General features: G+C 46.1%; 13 protein-coding genes. 6 read left to right on the top strand and 7 right to left on the bottom strand.

Annotated elements, in window-relative coordinates; genetic code table 11:
* Positions 1-16: 16 nt before the first annotated feature.
* From glnK to H2O73_RS07530, 3 genes are all read right to left on the bottom strand, one after another.
* Positions 17-355, bottom strand: coding sequence for a P-II family nitrogen regulator (gene glnK / locus H2O73_RS07540; RefSeq protein ID WP_182108205.1), 339 nt, complete (start codon positions 353-355; stop codon positions 17-19).
* Between the two features lie 176 nt (positions 356-531).
* The gene (locus tag H2O73_RS07535) at positions 532-903 is read right to left on the bottom strand and encodes a YacL family protein (protein ID WP_182108202.1); all 372 of its coding nucleotides are present in this window, start codon (positions 901-903) and stop codon (positions 532-534) included.
* 50 nt (positions 904-953) lie between these two features.
* Positions 954-1,301 carry a DUF4156 domain-containing protein gene (locus tag H2O73_RS07530; RefSeq protein ID WP_182108200.1) on the bottom strand — a complete coding sequence of 116 codons (348 nt, stop codon included), beginning with the start codon at positions 1,299-1,301 and terminating at the stop codon, positions 954-956.
* A gap of 191 nt (positions 1,302-1,492) precedes the next feature.
* Here H2O73_RS07530 and H2O73_RS07525 point away from each other — a divergent pair, with 191 nt between their 5' ends.
* The 3 genes from H2O73_RS07525 to H2O73_RS07515 all read left to right on the top strand — a co-directional run bounded on the left by H2O73_RS07525 (position 1,493) and on the right by H2O73_RS07515 (position 5,194).
* Positions 1,493-2,644: a sugar diacid recognition domain-containing protein gene (locus H2O73_RS07525; RefSeq protein ID WP_182108198.1), complete on the top strand. Its 1,152-nt coding sequence runs from the start codon at positions 1,493-1,495 to the stop codon at positions 2,642-2,644.
* Between the two features lie 133 nt (positions 2,645-2,777).
* Entirely contained in the window at positions 2,778-4,043 is a 1,266-nt protein-coding gene (locus H2O73_RS07520) for a GntP family permease (protein WP_182108196.1), read from the top strand.
* A gap of 17 nt (positions 4,044-4,060) precedes the next feature.
* Positions 4,061-5,194 (top strand): glycerate kinase, encoded by a 1,134-nt coding sequence (locus H2O73_RS07515; RefSeq protein WP_182108194.1) that lies wholly within the window; start codon positions 4,061-4,063, stop codon positions 5,192-5,194.
* Between the two features lie 133 nt (positions 5,195-5,327).
* On the opposite strand, the gene acnB is transcribed toward H2O73_RS07515, so the two are convergent.
* From acnB to hrpB, 4 genes are all read right to left on the bottom strand, one after another.
* Positions 5,328-7,916, bottom strand: a complete 2,589-nt coding sequence (gene acnB / locus H2O73_RS07510) for a bifunctional aconitate hydratase 2/2-methylisocitrate dehydratase (protein WP_182108192.1) — start codon at positions 7,914-7,916, stop codon at positions 5,328-5,330.
* A gap of 287 nt (positions 7,917-8,203) precedes the next feature.
* Positions 8,204-10,498: a patatin-like phospholipase family protein gene (locus H2O73_RS07505; RefSeq protein ID WP_182108190.1), complete on the bottom strand. Its 2,295-nt coding sequence runs from the start codon at positions 10,496-10,498 to the stop codon at positions 8,204-8,206.
* A 42-nt stretch (positions 10,499-10,540) separates the two neighbouring features.
* Complete coding sequence (mrcB, locus tag H2O73_RS07500) at positions 10,541-12,901, bottom strand: penicillin-binding protein 1B (RefSeq protein ID WP_182108188.1); 2,361 nt, start codon at positions 12,899-12,901, stop codon at positions 10,541-10,543.
* 2 nt (positions 12,902-12,903) lie between these two features.
* Positions 12,904-15,396 (bottom strand): ATP-dependent helicase HrpB, encoded by a 2,493-nt coding sequence (gene hrpB / locus H2O73_RS07495; RefSeq protein WP_182108186.1) that lies wholly within the window; start codon positions 15,394-15,396, stop codon positions 12,904-12,906.
* A 27-nt stretch (positions 15,397-15,423) separates the two neighbouring features.
* Here hrpB and sfsA point away from each other — a divergent pair, with 27 nt between their 5' ends.
* The 3 genes from sfsA (at position 15,424) to gluQRS (ending at position 17,702) form a co-directional block, all read left to right on the top strand.
* Positions 15,424-16,143, top strand: coding sequence for a DNA/RNA nuclease SfsA (gene sfsA, locus H2O73_RS07490; RefSeq protein ID WP_182108184.1), 720 nt, complete (start codon positions 15,424-15,426; stop codon positions 16,141-16,143).
* A gap of 132 nt (positions 16,144-16,275) precedes the next feature.
* Positions 16,276-16,722, top strand: coding sequence for an RNA polymerase-binding protein DksA (dksA, locus tag H2O73_RS07485; RefSeq protein ID WP_182108182.1), 447 nt, complete (start codon positions 16,276-16,278; stop codon positions 16,720-16,722).
* Between the two features lie 86 nt (positions 16,723-16,808).
* On the top strand, positions 16,809-17,702 hold the full coding sequence (gene gluQRS / locus H2O73_RS07480; protein ID WP_182108180.1) for a tRNA glutamyl-Q(34) synthetase GluQRS: 894 nt from the start codon (positions 16,809-16,811) through the stop codon (positions 17,700-17,702).
* The last annotated feature ends 45 nt before the right edge of the window (positions 17,703-17,747 follow it).

The following is a 17,747-nucleotide window of genomic DNA, read 5'->3' as shown; positions in this document are numbered from 1 at the left end:
CTCCAATCCTTGGGTTTTACAGTGCTTCAGTATCCATTTCACCAGTACGAATTCGCACGGCTTGGCTTAGGTCATAGACAAATATCTTGCCGTCGCCGATCTTGCCTGTGTGAGCAGCCTTGCTCACCGCTTCTATCACTCGGTCAACATTCTCTGCTTGCGTTGCTATTTCGAGTTTCACTTTAGGGAGAAAATCCACTTGATACTCTGCGCCTCGGTAGAGCTCAGTATGTCCCTTTTGACGACCAAAACCTTTTACTTCAGATACCGTCATCCCTTCAATGCCAACATCAGCAAGTGCTTCACGTACATCATCTAATTTGAATGGTTTGATTATCGCGCTTATTAATTTCATGCTTCCTCTCTCAACTCTTTTGTCCTTTTTACTCTTACAATCCAAGTGGCGTGCCAACTCTATAACTGATTGTTTTAAAAGAATTTGAAACAAAATCGATGTTCGAGACATAAAAAAAGCGCACCACTCTGGTGCGCTTTTTCACGAATATAAAGCAAACTTATCGACAATAGATTCTAGCGAGTAGTGAGAAAACTTTTCCACTGTTCAATCGCTAAAGAAAAGTCGTCAATGCCACAACTTGCGGTACTTTCACAATCGTAAAAATCAAACTCACTGCCATCATCCAGCTCTTCGCCATGTGCCAAGACATTTTCCTGCACCGTCACTTCATCACTTTGGATTGATACACTAATTTCTTTACCTAACAAAAAGTGTTCCTGTTGAGGGTTAGTCAGTGCTTGAACTATAAGCTGCTCAACCTGTTCAATTTTTTGCCAGTCATTACCCACTTCATCTTGCAGCCAGCGCCCTACTATTTCATGCCCCATGCTGCACTTCACGTAGTATTCACCCATTAGAGTGTTGCGAATAAATTCAAATTCCATCGTGTTACTCTTTACTTGAGAACTAATTTACTTAAGGGCTAAGCTAGCCGTCATTCATCTTGTGTCATTGGACGGCAATCATAAGCATTGCCTAACATGGTCACCGAGCTACTAAAGCCTAATGGTTGGTAGAGATATAAAGTATCTCCGCCAAGATCAGTCACTTTGATTCGCATCTGATTTAGTGTGCCCCAAACCATATCACTATCGGCATGTAACCAATAGTCGTAGAAATGCCCTTCAGAACCGAGCACGGTGCCTATATATCGGCAATCTTTCAAAGCGGCTTCATTGTCCCAAATAACATTCACTTGATTAGATTCATCGGTTGGAAACGTCACGCAACCACTGAGAATCAATAGCGTGCTCATGCACAGCAAACGCAACCTATTTTTCATCAGAACCCACCATAAAATTAGTTGGCGGAGTTTACCGAGCTGCATTTCAAAAGCAAGTAATCTCTTAATTCTCGGCGATATCCAAATCAAGCCCCCCCCCCTCTCACCTTCATTTTGCTTTAAGCGGGAGGATTGTTCCCATTATATGCCAATGGTATCGTGCAGACTTTGCTACTGAAAACTCACCGTATATGCAATTAAACGAAACTATTGCGCGACAAATTGTTGAGCGCACGATGAAGATCATCACTTATTCCGTCAATGTAATGGATGAATTTGGGCGAATTATTGGCTCAGGCGACCCAACCAGACTTCGTCAACGTCACGAGGGGTCGATTCTCGCCATTGCTGAACAGCGCGTCGTCGCGATTGACTCCGCCACAGCTGAGCACCTAAAAGGGGTGAAACCGGGGATCAACTTCCCGATCATCTATCAAGATAAAGTGATCGGCGTGATCGGCATCTCCGGTGAGCCAGAAGCAGTGCAACAATATGGTGAGTTGGTCAAAATGACTGCTGAGTTGATTGTTGAACAGGCTGCGTTAATGTCGCAAGTTGAATGGCATAAACGTCATCGAGAAGAGTTAGTCATGCAATTAATCCAAGGTGCTCAATTGGATGACGGGCAAATACGCGTCATTGCTGAGCGTCTTGATCTCGATTTAAGTAAACCTCGCATTGCTGCGGTAGTCCAAGTGTTGCCTGATGAACACAGCATGCCGCTCTCTTTAGCGCACTTACAGCAGCTAGTGCATCTTTTGGAGTTTCCCGAACGCGATAACTTAGTCGGTATTTTATCCGTTTCAACCAATGAGGTGGTGGTACTCAAACCGATTGAGTTAAATAAAACTGGCTGGTCGCTAGAAAGCGAACGTAAACGCGTAACCAAGTTACTTAAACGAGTGCGCCAACTGGGTAAATTCAAAATTCGGATTGCTTTGGGGGATTATTTTGCGGGCAGTGATGGACTGAGTAAATCTTATCAAACAGCAAAACTAACTTTAGATGCGATTGGTGACCAAGAAGGCGAAGTGTTTTTCTACCAAAATCACCGCTTGCCAGTATTGCTAAGTAGCTTGTTTGAAGAGTCTTGGAAGGTGGAACAACTCAAAGCACCTTTTGATCTACTGATGAAAAAAGACACTAAAGGCACCTTAGTAAACACATTGAAGGCATATTTTGCACAAAACTGTGATGCTTATCAAACTTGCCAACTACTGCATATTCACCGAAATACCCTCCGCTACCGACTAGAACGAATTGAAGAGATTACATCATTAAATATCAACACCTTAGATGATAAACTTCATCTCTACTTAGCCCTAAATCTATTTCGCCATTAATGCCATTTTTGTGCAAATGCACAAAAATGGTGAAGTAATCACGCCAATATTTGTTACCCAATCTAAAGACGCCTTCCGCCTAGCTGTCTATAGTCGGCAAAAAATAACTCTTATCACTTGGCTGGAAACTACAATGGTTGAAGTCTCTACTCTCGGTGCCTTAGCTGCACTAGTTGTCGCGATAGCACTTATTCTAAGAAAAGTACCACCTGCATACGGCATGATCATCGGTGCATTAATCGGTGGTGTGGTCGGTGGTGTCTCACTGACCGATACCGTCTCACTGATGATTGGTGGTGCACAAGGTATCGTGACTGCGGTTCTGCGTATTCTTGCTGCCGGTGTACTGGCTGGCGTATTAATTGAATCAGGCGCGGCAACGTCGATTGCTGAAACCATTGTTAAGAAAGTGGGTGAAACACGCGCTCTACTTGCATTGGCACTGGCTACCCTTATTCTGACGGCTGTAGGCGTATTTGTTGACGTTGCCGTTATCACCGTTTCGCCAATTGCACTCGCTATTGCACAGCGTGCCAACATCTCTAAAGCTGCAATCCTACTGGCGATGGTCGGTGGTGGTAAAGCGGGTAACGTCATGTCACCAAACCCAAACGCTATTGCCGCAGCTGACGCATTCAACGTTCCACTGACTTCTGTGATGGCTGCTGGTGTAATCCCTGGTCTATTTGGTCTAGCGGTTGCGTACATGATTGCAAAACGCCTAACCAACAAAGGCAGCATGGTTGAAGCACACGAAGTCGTGTCCGTTGACCACAGCAAACTGCCAACCTTTGGCGCTGCCATTGTCGCTCCACTCGTAGCGATTGCCCTATTAGCTCTGCGCCCAATCGCTGGCATTAACGTTGACCCACTGATCGCACTTCCACTTGGTGGCTTTATTGGTGCGGTAGTGATGGGACGTTTTAACGACACAAACCACTTTGCCGTATCAGGTCTAAGTCGCATGGCTCCAGTCGCCGTGATGCTACTAGGTACAGGTACCTTAGCCGGTATTATTGCCAACTCAGGTCTTAAAGGTGGGTTAATCGAAATCCTAACCGCTTCGGGTCTGCCTTCTTACCTATTAGCACCAATCTCAGGTGCGATGATGTCGTTAGCAACCGCTTCAACTACAGCAGGTACAGCAGTTGCAGCAAGTGTCTTTAGCAACACAATTTTGGAACTTGGTGTACCTGCACTGGCAGGCGCCGCAATGATCCACTCTGGTGCAACCGTGTTAGACCACATGCCACACGGCAGCTTCTTCCACGCAACAGGTGGCGCAGTACACATGGATATTCGTGAGCGTCTTAAGCTCATTCCTTATGAGTCAGCGGTAGGTCTAATGATCGCGTTTGTCTCAACCATGATGTTTGGTGTGTTTGGTTTATTTGTTTAAGGCGTTTAGGTATCACTATGAAAATTGTTATTGCTCCAGATTCTTACAAAGAAAGTCTTAGCGCGATGGATGTCGCAGTTGCAATTGAGCAAGGGTTCAAACAAATCCTGCCAAACGCTGAATACATCAAACTACCAATGGCCGATGGCGGTGAAGGTACGGTTCAATCTTTGGTTGATGCAACGGGCGGCGAAATCCTAGAGCATGACGTGACAGGTCCGCTAGGCGAAACAGTCACCGGCTTCTACGGATTAATGGGCGACGGCAAAACCGCAATCATCGAGATGGCAGCCGCTTCTGGTTTGCACTTGGTCGAGCCGGCAAAACGTAACCCTCTGATCACCACCACACTTGGGACAGGTGAACTGATCAAAGCAGTACTTGATAAAGGTGTTGAACACATCATCGTTGGTATCGGCGGTAGCGCAACCAACGACGGCGGTCTGGGTATGGCGCAAGCGCTTGGTATCCGTCTACTTGATGAAGCAGGTCAATCACTAGGCTTTGGTGGTGGCGAACTGAGCAAGCTACACACCATTGATATGAGTGGTCTTGACCCTCGCCTTGCACACGTTCGTTTAGAAGTGGCGTGTGATGTTGATAACCCACTGTGTGGCCCTAAAGGTGCTTCGCAAGTATTTGGTCCACAGAAAGGTGCAACACCAGAAATGGTTGAGCAACTTGATAGCAACTTGGCGCACTACGCAGCGATTATCAAAACACAATTAGGTCAGGATGTCCTTGAACGTGCTGGCGCTGGTGCTGCTGGTGGTCTTGGCGCGGCATTAATGGGGCTACTTAATGCTGAGCTTCGCCCAGGTATTGAAATTGTCATGGACGCTGTTAACTTAACTGACGTTGTGGCAGATGCTGACTTGGTCATTACTGGTGAAGGTCGTATCGACAGCCAAACTATTCACGGTAAGACGCCAATCGGTGTTGCACGCGCGGCGAAAAAGCACTCTGTGCCTGTGATCGGCATTTCGGGTTGTTTAACCCAAGATTGTGGTGTGGTGCATGAGCATGGTATTGATGCGGTCTTCGCCGTGGTAAACCGCTCGGTTGATCTACCAACCGCAATGGCTGAAGCGGCAGAGAACATTGAATTGACCGCGCGTAATGTCGCGGCGATGTTCACGATGAAGCTGTAATCGCCTCCCCCTTAAACCACAACGACTTGATGCTCCAATTTCAAGTCGGACGGATAAAAAAAACCGCAGCCAATCGCTGCGGTTTTTTGTTTCTCTCATCCAACTAAACGTTGTTCGGAGTACTATTTAGAGCTTAAGCCGGCTCTTGGAAAATCACTTCATCCGCTTTCTTGGTGTAATCTGCCATCTTATGGAAGTTCAAGTAACGGTAAGTATCCGCCGCTGTTGCATCAATTTGCTTAGCGTATTCTAAGTACTCTTCCTTGCTTGGAATCTTACCTAGAATTGCGCCGACTGCAGCAAGCTCAGCTGAAGATAGGTAAACGTTAGCCCCAGTACCTAGACGGTTCGGGAAGTTACGTGTCGAAGTCGAGATTACGGTTGCTTTGTCTGCAACTCGAGCTTGGTTACCCATACACAATGAACAGCCCGGAGTTTCAATACGAACCCCTGCACGCCCAAAGATACCGTAGTAACCTTCTTCCGTTAACTGATCTTTATCCATCTTAGTTGGTGGGGCTACCCATAGGCGAGTATCTAGCTGACCACCATATTGCTCAAGCAGTTTACCTGCCGCACGGAAGTGACCAATATTGGTCATACAAGAACCGATAAAGACTTCATCGATTTGTGTGCCTTGTACTTCAGACAGTAGACGAGCATCATCTGGATCGTTTGGTGCACATAGAATTGGCTCATGGATATCCGCAAGATCAATCTCAATCACGTGTGCGTATTCTGCATCTGTATCCGCAGTCAGCAGCTCTGGATTCGCTAACCACTCTTCCATAGCGATAATACGACGTTCAATCGTACGACGATCTCCGTAACCTTCTGAAATCATCCACTTAAGCATGGTGATATTCGAGTTTAGGTACTCTTCGATCGACTCTTGAGATAGCTTAACAGTACAACCGGCTGCAGAGCGCTCTGCCGAGGCATCTGAAAGCTCAAAGGCTTGCTCAACGCTTAAGTGTTCGACACCTTCAATCTCTAGTACACGACCAGAGAACTCATTGATCTTGCCTGCTTTTTCAACCGTCAGTAGACCTTGCTTAATCCCGTAGTAAGGGATGGCATGAACCAAATCACGCAGAGTAATACCCGGCTGCATTTCGCCTTTAAAACGCACCAAGATTGACTCTGGCATATCCAGCGGCATAACACCTGTTGCGGCAGCAAAAGCCACCAAGCCAGAACCGGCAGGGAAAGAAATACCAAGAGGGAAACGAGTATGCGAGTCACCACCAGTACCAACAGTATCAGGCAGTAGCATGCGGTTTAACCATGAGTGGATAACACCATCACCAGGGCGAAGTGAAACACCAGCACGGTTCATAATGAAATCAGGCAATGTATGGTGGGTATTTACATCAACTGGTTTTGGATATGCTGAGGTATGACAGAAGGATTGCATCACTAGATCAGCAGAGAAGCCAAGACATGCAAGGTCTTTTAGCTCATCACGCGTCATAGGACCTGTGGTATCTTGCGAACCTACTGTGGTCATTTTTGGCTCACAGTATTGTCCCGCACGCACCCCTTCTACACCACACGCTTTACCGACCATTTTCTGTGCAAGCGTATAGCCTTTGTCAGAAGCAGTAGGATCAACCGGTTTAGCAAATAGATCGGTCTCTTCTAGACCTAAAGATACACGAGCACGGCTTGTTAGACCACGTCCAATGATAAGTGGAATACGACCACCAGCACGTACTTCATCAAGTAGAACTTTGCTTAGTTCAAAACTTGAAATCTCAGTACCTTGCTTACAAACAACACCTTCATATGGGTAGATATCAATAACATCACCCATGTTCATTTCTTGTACATTCAGTTCAATCGGCAGGGCACCTGAGTCTTCCATTGTGTTGTAGAAGATTGGCGCAATCTTGCCGCCTAAACAAATACCGCCAGTGCGTTTGTTTGGTACGTAAGGGATATCATCTCCCATAAACCACAGCACTGAGTTTGTTGCCGATTTACGAGAAGAACCGGTACCAACCACATCGCCAACATAAGCCAGAGGGATACCCTCTTTTTGCAGTTCTTCGATTTGGTTGATAGGACCAACACTACCCGGCTCGTCTGGATTAATACCATCACGCTCCATCTTAAGCATGGCTTTAGCGTGAACTGGGATATCAGGACGAGACCAAGCATCCGGTGCTGGTGACAGATCATCAGTATTGGTTTCACCCGTCACTTTAAATACTTTAACAGTGATTTTTTCCGCGACTTTCTCTTTAGAGGTAAACCACTCAGCGTCCGCCCATGACTGGAGAACTTGTTTTGCATACTGATTACCGGCTTTCGCTTTCTCTTCTACATCGTAGAAAGCATCAAACATCAGTAGCGTATGAGACAGAGCATTAACAGCGATAGGTGCCAACAACTCATCTTCTAAGAATTCTACGAGCGGAGCGATGTTGTAACCACCCTGCATTGTTCCAAGCAATTGAGCCGCTTTCTCACGGCTAACTAGTGGCGAAGCAACCTCACCCTTAGCAACAGCAGTCAGAAAACCCGCTTTAACATAAGCGGCTTCATCTACACCAGGTGGAATGCGGTTTTCTAATAGGTCAAGAATGAACTCTTTTTCACCTTGTGGTGGTGTCTTTAACAGATCAACAAGTCCAGCAACTTGTTCTGCATCTAAAGGCTTCGGAACAACTCCTTCAGCAGCACGCTCTTCGACGTGTTTACGGTAGGCTTCAAGCACGACTTTTTCCTCTCATTGCGGTCTCTCCTCGATTTATGTTTGTTTTAAACATGAGGAGTAAACATCCTTGGAAACTTGGCTCTCCATTGCCATATGGTCGTTATTTTTCGACTGATAAACAGCGCCAGAGAGGCCAAACTGTGGGCGGCATAATAGCAAATTTAACGATAAATTAAAATCTCGTCATTTTGACCAACATAGCAACTTAAGACTAAAGTTCTACGATTGGCAGGCTAATTTTGCCAAATACAAACGATTGTTTTGATTAATCCCAACCTATCACTCACTTATTTAAATGATGTACCAACAATCAAATACACTGAATCAAAATTACTTTCTGTGCGGCCATATGCAAAAGTGATAGGACCGATTGGTGAATCTATTCCGGCAAAAACTGAACCGGCAGTATAAAGCGGTGCATCTGACAGTCCGATATCAGGATCAGACCATACACCACCGTACTCTATGGAAGCGCCTAAGTAGAATGGTGACGTAAATAGACCAAAATCGTTATCAAACCAACGGTAGCGATAGACCAAACTACCAAACACTTTGTTTTTACCAATTAGACTATTTCGTGGGATACCTGATAACTGTAAGAACCCGCCAATCTCTTGTGGGTCGATAGGTAAAGTGGAGTTTTGGCTTTCAACCAGTCCAGCTTCAATATTTGCGACCAAAGTATGGCGAGAAAAACTGGTTGCAGCGGTAAAAGTGCCACCCAACTCATAAGAAACGTCCGTTTCACTGCCGGCAAAAATGGAGGAAGCATCCCCCTCTGTTTTATCTCGTGATACCAAATAATTGAGATCGAGGTAAATACCACGAGTAGGCAGGCTATAGTTGTCTAAGGTATCAATACGGTAGTTGGCAAAAACACCGTGACGCTTAAAAGTGACATCCCCCAAAGAAGGAAGGGTTGAAAACAGCCCGTCACCATTGGTGTAGCGCAAGCCAACTTTAAACTCACGCCATAGCGTTTCTTGGTAACCGAGTGTCCATTCCGCCACCCACTCATTGTAACTGACGGGAAGAAAGTCCTTGGTTGCTTCAAGACTTGTATCTTCAAAACCGGAGAGAGGGGCATTACGCTTTTGTTTGCTGTACTCAAGCCCGACGGTGGTAAACAACTTCTGGTTAAACAAAAATGGGCTATAAAACTCCGCTTCGACCAACTTATCGGTACCCACTTCAACGTTGGTCCGTAGTTCGCCGCCATTTTGATTAATATCCGTAAAATTGGTTGAAACGCCAATGGAGTATTGGCTATCGGTATTGAAATCATCTTCTAAGAAGAAGCGAAAATTCATGTAGTTTGGACCCCATGATTTTTCATTCACATCAACGACGAGAGCATCTTCGCCCTCTTGCTCGGCATAGCGATAATTGATGAGTTCAAAACGGTCCAGTGCGTATAAATCTTGGATACTTTGTTCAAGTTCTTCGGTGGTAAAAACTCGCCCCGTTTCCAAATTCAAACGATTCTCTAATAAATCGTCACTGTAGTGCGTATTGTTATTGATCACCACATCATTGATGACAGTTTCATCGCCATATTTTAGCTGCTTGCGCGCAGCTTGCTTGGCATCAACATAGCGTTGATACTCTGCGCTGCTTAGTGCCAATGACTGCAGGCGCGGCTGTTGCTCCATAGCAATACGTAAGCCCTCTTGATACGCCTCAGGCATACGCTCAAATTCGGTGGTCTCCATGTCACCGACCTGTGGCTGCAACAATAGGTCTCGTTCAGTTAACGTATCCGCTTGAAGGTTAGTACTGCGACGAACTAAGTAGTTAGATAACTGATCAGCAATTGACAGCAGATCGGTAAACTCTTCTTCTTGCTTATAATCCGTACTGATATCAACCGCAATCACCACATCAGCACCGAGTTCACGTGCGATATCAACCGGCATATTGTTGGTCACCCCGCCGTCAACCAATAGCTGATCACCAATACGGTAAGGCGGGAGAACTCCGGGAACCGACATACTGGCCATCATGGCATCCACCACATAGCCATGGTCGATAACAACAGGCTCAAGTTCGATAATGTCAGTGGCGACAGAGCGATAAGGGATAGCGAGATCATCAAACGAAGCAAAAGCGGGCAAATTACCGGTAGTTTCACGCAATATACGCAGCATACCTTGCCCTTGAACCACACCACGAGTGCCTTTAATGCCACCCCAATCAATACCAATGTCGGTGGTCAGCTGGTAACGGTCTTCATATTCTTTATCGCGCACTCGGCGTTGGCTGCGATCAACGCGATCTCGGTAGCCACTATTCCAATCAACACTGACGATCAGTGCTTCAATCTCATCAGCACTCATACCGGTGGCATATAAGCCACCGACATAAGCACCCATGCTGGTTCCGGTAATATAATCGACAGGAATATGCATTTTTTCTAATGCTTTCAATACGCCGATATGAGCTGCGCCTTTTGCTCCGCCCCCTGCCAACACCAGTGCCACTTTAGGTCGTTCAACATCCACTGATTGCTCTGCAGCGACTGCTGTCGTAGAGATAAACGAAACTATCGTTAATAACAGCCCAAGCTTTTTCACTGGTGACATTTCCTTGTTAATTCAAACTCATCTTTCGGGGGACTTTTAAATCTACCAGGTGAAGATTTTCTTCAACCAATCTGCAGGCTGGTTACTGCACTCTTTTTGCAACTTACCATGTTCATCCCAAACTGGCAGCTTAAAATTGTTATCGCAATCAAGGACTAAATTACCGTTAGCAGTTTTAGCAAATCCAATCGTAGAAATATCTTTTGGCCACGGTAATAACAGTTTGGTTGGAATACGGTGCTGCAAATATTCAGCATAAACGCGCAATGCACCGCTAGAGCCTGTTAGTTTGGTGGTTTTGTTATCATCTCGACCAAGCCAAATGGTGGTCACTTCTCTGCCATCAATACCCACAAACCAACTGTCTTTGGTGTCATTACTGGTGCCGGTTTTACCGGCTAATGCCGCAAAAGCAAACTGGCTATTGAGGAAACGTCCCGTCCCTTCAGCCACACCTCGTTTCATTGCGTAGGTGGTTAACCAAGCTGCACGCTGATCGACTGTCTGCTTAGCAACAGGCAAAGATTGATAGAGCACATTACCTTGCATATCAACCACTGAACGCAGCGCAGAAAGCTTTGCTTGTTTACCCGAATTAGTCAGGGTTTGATACATCTGCGCCACTTGGAATGGCGTCAAACTGAATGAGCCAAGGAACATTGATGGTACCGGACGGATTTCTTGTTTATCGACACCCAGCTTGGCAAATGTGTCCATAACATTAGGGATACCCAACTGCATTCCCAATTGCACTGTTGGTACATTAAGTGATTTTGCTAAGGCAAGATAAAGCGGTACATCACCACGATATTTTCGATCATAGTTACGTGGCGACCATACGTTACCTTTTGAGCCTTTAAGGCTAATTGGTTTGTCATTTAACGTGGTGGCTAAGTTGTAGCGATCTGGCTGCTGCAATGCGGTTAAGTAAACGGCCGGTTTAGCAAGTGAGCCGATCTGGCGACTGGCATTGAGCGCTCGGTTAAAGCCATCGTAGCCAGTGCGTTTGCCCCCAACCATAGCTCGTATTTCACCACTATGTCGGTCAACGGCAATCGCAGCACCTTCTAGTGCTTTGCCTGCTACTTTTGCCAGTTGAGGAATCTTCTTCTGAATCGCTTTTTCCAATTGATGCTGCGACACCGGATCAAGTGAAGTAAAGACTTTTAAACCTTTGTCGGCTTCAAATGCACTGCCCACTTTTTCTTTAAGCTCGATATTAAGCTGTTGGAAATACGCAGGCTGGCGGCTGGCAATGCGCGGATTGTCTTGAATATCCAGCGATCGACTTGCCGCTTGATCAAATTCGCTCGCAGTTAAATAACCTTGTTGCATCATCAAACGCAGCACGAGATCACGGCGAGTTTTCGCTCGCTCTGGGTAACGCACCGGATTGTAGTAAGAAGGTCCTTTCACCATCCCCACTAATAATGCCAGTTGATCAATACGTAACTCTTGGATCGGCTGACCAAAATAAAGACGCGCGGCCAAACCAAAGCCATGTACCGCTTCACCACCGCTTTGACCCAGATAAACCTCGTTCAGATAAGCTTCTAAAATACGATCTTTGTCATAACGGTAATCTAAAATAATGGCGATATACGCTTCGCGGATCTTACGCCACAAAGTGCGATCACTGGTTAAAAATAGGTTCTTCGCCAACTGTTGAGTTAGGGTACTTCCCCCTTGCACGGTGCGACCGGCCTTAATATTGACCACCATTGCTCGCGCGATCGCTAAAGGCGAAACACCATCATGCTTATAGTAATCTCTGTCTTCGGTGACCAGAAGGGCATCAACCATCACTTCAGGGAACTGCTCACGGCGCAGAAACAAACGCTGTTCATCACGATTTTTCTCTAGCATACCGAGCATTTTAGGCTCGATTCTTAGGTAGCCAAGATCACCTGTTTTCTCTAGCGATTGAATGCGAGTTAAACCTGATTGATCAAAATGCAGCATCACATGACGGTCTGGCTCGGGACCATCGTTAAACTCAAACGGTCGACGGATCAACTCAATCTTGGTTGAGGAAGAGGAGTACTCGCCCGGATATTTAGGCTGGCTCACCTTGCGATAATTCAGTACATCCAACTCGTTGCGTACTTCTTTAATGCTAATTTCATCGCCTGGGCTCAAATTCAAAATGCGCGCATAAACAACGGTCGGCAACTCAAACAGTTGCCCTTCAAATTTTTGTTTAACCAAGCTATCAAGGTAAATACCAATAAATAGCATCACAGCTAGCCCGACAAGACCCAATTTCCAGGTAATGCCCCACAGCGTTTTTAACCAAGTCTTGTTCGCTTTAACAGGCTTCTTCTTTCTCGGGCTTGGCTTGCCACGCTTTGCGGGCGTTTTTGCAGCGGGTTTACGCGGCGTTTTCGTTGTTTTATTTGTCATGGCTACTGATTGAACTGTCTCTTAGTTTTGGTTGTTGCAATATGGTTAGCCGGATCATCAGGCCAAACGTGCTTAGGATAACGACCTTTCATCTCTTTTTTAACTTCTAGGTACGCTCCTGACCAAAAACTTGCAAGGTTGCTGGTCCTTTGTAGTGGTCGCTGTGCGGGTGAAAGCAGTTCTAGTACTACGGTTTTCTGCCCCAGAGCCACGGTTGGCGAGCTGTGTTCACCAAACACTTCTTGCATTCGAACAGATAACATCGGTTCATGACCAGGCTGATAAACAATTTTTTTCTGACTGCCCGTAGGGAGTTGGAAGTGAGTAGGTAACCACTGGTCAATCTCCTGATTCAATGGCCAAGCTAAATACGCTAATAGCGCTTGCGCAACATTAACCTGCTTGAGCGCTTTGGCTGAGTTAACCCCAACCAAATAAGGTGACAGCCAATCTTCCAAGCCATCTAACAGTGCTGACTCATCAAATTTTGGCCACGCTTGTTCAGGCATCCACTCACAGCCGCAACGAATACGCGCTAACAATTCGTTGGCGGCGTCGGTCCAATTCAGACACGCTAATCCCTGTCGGCGTACGTAGTTTAACAGTGCTTCGGTGATCTTTTCTGCCGCTGGCTGCGCAAGCGTGCGAGATTCAACGATTAACCCCCCCCAATAAACTCGTTCTTCTGCGATAAGTCGCCCGCGCTTATCATCCCAATCCGCCACTTCTTTCGCGATGAAATGATCACTCAGTTGATCGCGCAATTGATTGATATCCAATTCACAGGCTAAGTAAATAAAGGCTGAATCCCCATGGCTACGCATCAAATCAATCGCAACGATGTAGTCACAATCAACAAGAGGCTCATCCTCTCTCATTTGCGCACCGTGATTATTGGCGAGTAAAAAACGGCTTCCTTGCGAGCGACGCTGGGCAACACGATCAGGAAAGGCAATGGCCAATAACAGTGCCACTAAGCCTTCATTGATAAGCGATAACTCAAACTTCACCTTCAATCTGCTTGCTAGGGTCTGGGCTCTTTGTTGTACGACTCTCTGCTTACTGTGTTTACGTTCTTTAAAACGTTGCACACTATGAGAAAAATCAACCACATTCCGTTCAGGTTCTTCAATCAATGCCGCGACAGCAATAGCGGTATGACTCCAGCCATCATGCTCCATGGCTTGTACCAGCATCGAACCAATACGGGGTTCCAAGCCCAACATCTGCGTGCGCTGCCCTTGAGGTGTCAATTGAAGTGTGTCGTCGATAAGTCCCAATGAACACAGTAGCGTGCGCGCTTGTGCCAACGAGCTGCTTGTCGGTGTATCAAGCCACTTTAACTCGTTTACGTCGTTACACCCCCACAGTGCCAGTTCCATCGCTAGTGGCGCTAAATCGGAATGCAACATCTCGGCACTAGGCACATTAGGCTGCTGATTTAATTGGCTTTCACTATAAAGGCGCACGCAAGTACCCGGCTCCATACGCCCTGCTCGCCCAGCGCGCTGCTCCGCCGATGATTGAGCTATTCGCACTTGCTCTAATTTAGTGATACCGGTTTTAAGATCAAATTTTGCCACTCGCTCTAAGCCCGAATCGACCACCAAGCGAATCCCTTCAATCGTCAGCGAGGTTTCTGCAATATTGGTCGCCAATACCACTTTACGTCTGCCAGACGCCGCAGATTGAATCGCAGCTTGCTGCTGCTCAAAACTCAGTTGACCATACAAAGGGCAAACATCAATATTGGGAGTAAGCCCGCTCAATCGTTCTTGCAGTTGATGAATACTGGCTACGCCGGGAAGGAACGCCAACAGCGATCCCTGTTCCGAGACCATCAAGTTTTGGATCTGTTTTGCCATCGCATCAACAAAGCGCTCATTGCTTTTTAGTGGCTGATAGCGAAATTCAACCGGAAAGCTACGACCTTGCGACTCAATATATTGCGCCTGTGGCATTAATAATTCGAGTGCGTTTTTCTCTAATGTCGCCGACATCACCACCAGCTTTAAGTCATCGCGAAGCGCTTCTTGGATTTCTAAACAGAGTGCCAGCCCCATATCAGCATGAATACTGCGCTCATGAAATTCATCAAAGATGATCAAATCAATCCCATTGAGTTCTGGATCGCTTTGGATCATCCGCGTCATGATCCCTTCGGTAACGATTTCTAATTGCGTCACACTGCTGACTTTATTTTCGCCACGCACACGGTAGCCAACACGCTCCCCGACAGACTCACCCAACTGCTGCGCCAAATAACGCGCAATATTACGTGCCGCCAAACGACGAGGCTCAAGCATCACTATTTTGCCAGTGACAACACCTTGCTTAAGTAACTGCAATGGGAAATATGTTGATTTACCAGCACCGGGAGCGGCTTTAAGTATCAACTGGGAATGGTCGCGCACACCGGAAATAAGAGCCGGCATCACGCCTTCAATGGGCAATTGTGACAATGGAAAAGCCTTGTGGTGTAATGTTGGCAACATTGTACATAAAACCAGTCTTAGTCCTAAATGAAGTTTGAACCTTGCCTACAATCAGCTACCTTAATTAAACGCTATAAGCGCTTTCTTGCCGACATTACACTTGCTGATGGCAGCGAGCGTACCATCCATTGTGCCAACACAGGGGCAATGACTGGCTGCGCCGAGCCCGGCAATACCGTTTGGTTTTCAACGTCGGATAATCCCAAACGAAAATACCCGAATAGCTGGGAGTTGAGTGAGACAAAAGCGGGCCATCAAATCTGTATTAATACCGCTCGTGCCAACCAGTTGGCGGTAGAAGGGATTGAGCAAGGTATTATCCAAGAGTTATTGGGCTACCAAGAGCTGCGCACTGAAGTAAAATACGGCAATGAGAATAGCCGCATTGATGTGTTGCTCAATGATCCAAATAAAGCCGCCTGTTATATTGAAGTAAAAAGCGTGACACTATTAGATCAAGACAAGCAGGGGCAAGGTTATTTTCCAGATGCCGTGACCACAAGAGGTCAAAAACATCTGCGTGAACTGGCAGAAATGGTCAAAAATGGGCACCGCTCAGTACTTTTATTCATTGTTTTGCATTCAGGTATTGAAAAAGTCTCTCCGGCACACCATATAGACGCCGAATATTCACAATTACTTAAAATTGCGATAGAACAAGGAGTGGAAATCCTGTGCTACAGAGCTCAGATTTCCCAGCGTGAGATTAAGCTCGCAAAGGCTGTCGATTTCAGTTATCGCAGCTAAAAAATGATGCAGTCTTCACATAGGCGTTAACTTTACTCAACAGTATTTGCCTCCTAAAGTTCTTTTTGCTATAGATACCCGCCTTAAATTAGCTGCTCTAGCAGTTGACTAGGTGTTAGTAGGAGATACTGCATGCCAGAATCGAAGAAAAAAGCGCTAGGCATCCTAGCCATTGCAGGTGTTGAACCGTATCAAGAGAAGCCAGGTGAAGAATACATGTCACCTGTGCAAGTGGATCACTTTAGAAAGATCTTACAAGCTTGGCGCAACCAGCTCAGAGAAGAAGTTGAGCGTACTGTGCACCATATGCAAGATGAAGCGGCAAACTTCCCTGATCCAGTTGACCGCGCTTCTCAGGAAGAAGAATTCAGCCTAGAACTGCGCAACCGTGATCGTGAGCGTCGTTTGATCAAGAAAATTGAAAAGACACTGAACAAGCTAGAAGATGACGATTTCGGCTTCTGCGAATCTTGTGGTGTTGAAATCGGTATTCGCCGTCTAGAGGCTCGTCCTACAGCTGATCTTTGTATCGACTGTAAAACTCTTGCCGAAATGAAAGAGAGACAGATGCAAGGTTAATTCTTTGCAAATGACGATTTAAAAGGGAGCCTATACGCTCCCTTTTTGGTTTCCTTAGTTCTAACCGCTATTTATTTGGTGCAGCTATGACATCATATATTGGTCGCTTTGCTCCCTCACCTTCAGGTCCTCTTCATTTTGGTTCGCTTGTGGCCGCTCTTGGCAGTTATTTTCAAGCAAAGTCCAACCAAGGCACTTGGCTCGTCCGTATCGAAGATCTCGACCCGCCAAGAGAAATGCCCGGCGCTGCCGATCTTATTCTGCGCACTTTAGAAGCCTATCAACTGGAGTGGGATGGTGAAGTGGTCTATCAAAGCCAGCGCCACCACCTCTACCAACAGCAGATAGATGCTTGGATTGCTTCAGGTCAGGCCTATTTTTGCCAATGTACACGTAAAGAAATTAAGCAACATGGTGGCTATTACCTTGGCACTTGCCGTGATAAAAAGCTGACTGGCGAAAATTTAATGGCAACACGTCTTCGTATGACGGAACCCGTATATGAATTTGTCGATCAAAAGCATGGGTTATTGAGCATTCCAAAAGCACTGGCAGATGAAGATTTTATTATCAAACGTCGTGATGGCTTATTTGCTTACAATCTTGCCGTAGTATTGGACGATATTGACCAAGGCGTCACAGAAATTGTTCGTGGAGCCGATTTAATAGAACCAACAGGTCGCCAAATAAGCTTATACAAAATGTTGGGTAAACAAACGATTAGCTACTTGCACCTACCGCTTGCGATGGGTGAGAATGGGCAAAAGTTGTCAAAGCAAAACCATGCTCCTGCAATTGATAATCTCAACCCTAAGCCAGCACTGTTAGAAGCCATGCACTTTTTAGGCTTTAAGTTTGAGCAAGATATTGCAAGCGCTTCCATAGCAGAAATCATTGCTTGGGGAGTTAAAAATTGGCAGATTAACCAACTGCCAAACACAACAGAGATCACACCAAGATTCTCAAATCGTCCTTGGTAAGCTATTATTAGCCGCAAATTCGCCCTAAGGCCTCAGAATTCAGAT

Origin of the sequence: Vibrio marinisediminis, from assembly GCF_014050145.1 — a bacterium.
Lineage (GTDB): Bacteria > Pseudomonadota > Gammaproteobacteria > Enterobacterales > Vibrionaceae > Vibrio > Vibrio marinisediminis.
This window is presented reverse-complemented; position numbering and strand designations above follow the sequence as displayed.

What these genes read in the sequence shown, in the direction of transcription:
- gluQRS (WP_182108180.1), top strand. Translation starts at nt 16,809, where the DNA reads ATGACATCATATATTGGTCGCTTTGCTCCCTCACCTTCAGGTCCTCTT.
- sfsA (WP_182108184.1), top strand. Translation starts at nt 15,424, where the DNA reads ATGAAGTTTGAACCTTGCCTACAATCAGCTACCTTAATTAAACGCTAT.
- H2O73_RS07530 (WP_182108200.1), bottom strand. Translation starts at nt 1,301, where the DNA reads ATGAAAAATAGGTTGCGTTTGCTGTGCATGAGCACGCTATTGATTCTC.
- H2O73_RS07525 (WP_182108198.1), top strand. Translation starts at nt 1,493, where the DNA reads ATGCAATTAAACGAAACTATTGCGCGACAAATTGTTGAGCGCACGATG.
- mrcB (WP_182108188.1), bottom strand. Translation starts at nt 12,901, where the DNA reads ATGACAAATAAAACAACGAAAACGCCGCGTAAACCCGCTGCAAAAACG.
- H2O73_RS07515 (WP_182108194.1), top strand. Translation starts at nt 4,061, where the DNA reads ATGAAAATTGTTATTGCTCCAGATTCTTACAAAGAAAGTCTTAGCGCG.
- H2O73_RS07535 (WP_182108202.1), bottom strand. Translation starts at nt 903, where the DNA reads ATGGAATTTGAATTTATTCGCAACACTCTAATGGGTGAATACTACGTG.
- glnK (WP_182108205.1), bottom strand. Translation starts at nt 355, where the DNA reads ATGAAATTAATAAGCGCGATAATCAAACCATTCAAATTAGATGATGTA.
- H2O73_RS07505 (WP_182108190.1), bottom strand. Translation starts at nt 10,498, where the DNA reads ATGTCACCAGTGAAAAAGCTTGGGCTGTTATTAACGATAGTTTCGTTT.
- dksA (WP_182108182.1), top strand. Translation starts at nt 16,276, where the DNA reads ATGCCAGAATCGAAGAAAAAAGCGCTAGGCATCCTAGCCATTGCAGGT.
- hrpB (WP_182108186.1), bottom strand. Translation starts at nt 15,396, where the DNA reads ATGTTGCCAACATTACACCACAAGGCTTTTCCATTGTCACAATTGCCC.
- H2O73_RS07520 (WP_182108196.1), top strand. Translation starts at nt 2,778, where the DNA reads ATGGTTGAAGTCTCTACTCTCGGTGCCTTAGCTGCACTAGTTGTCGCG.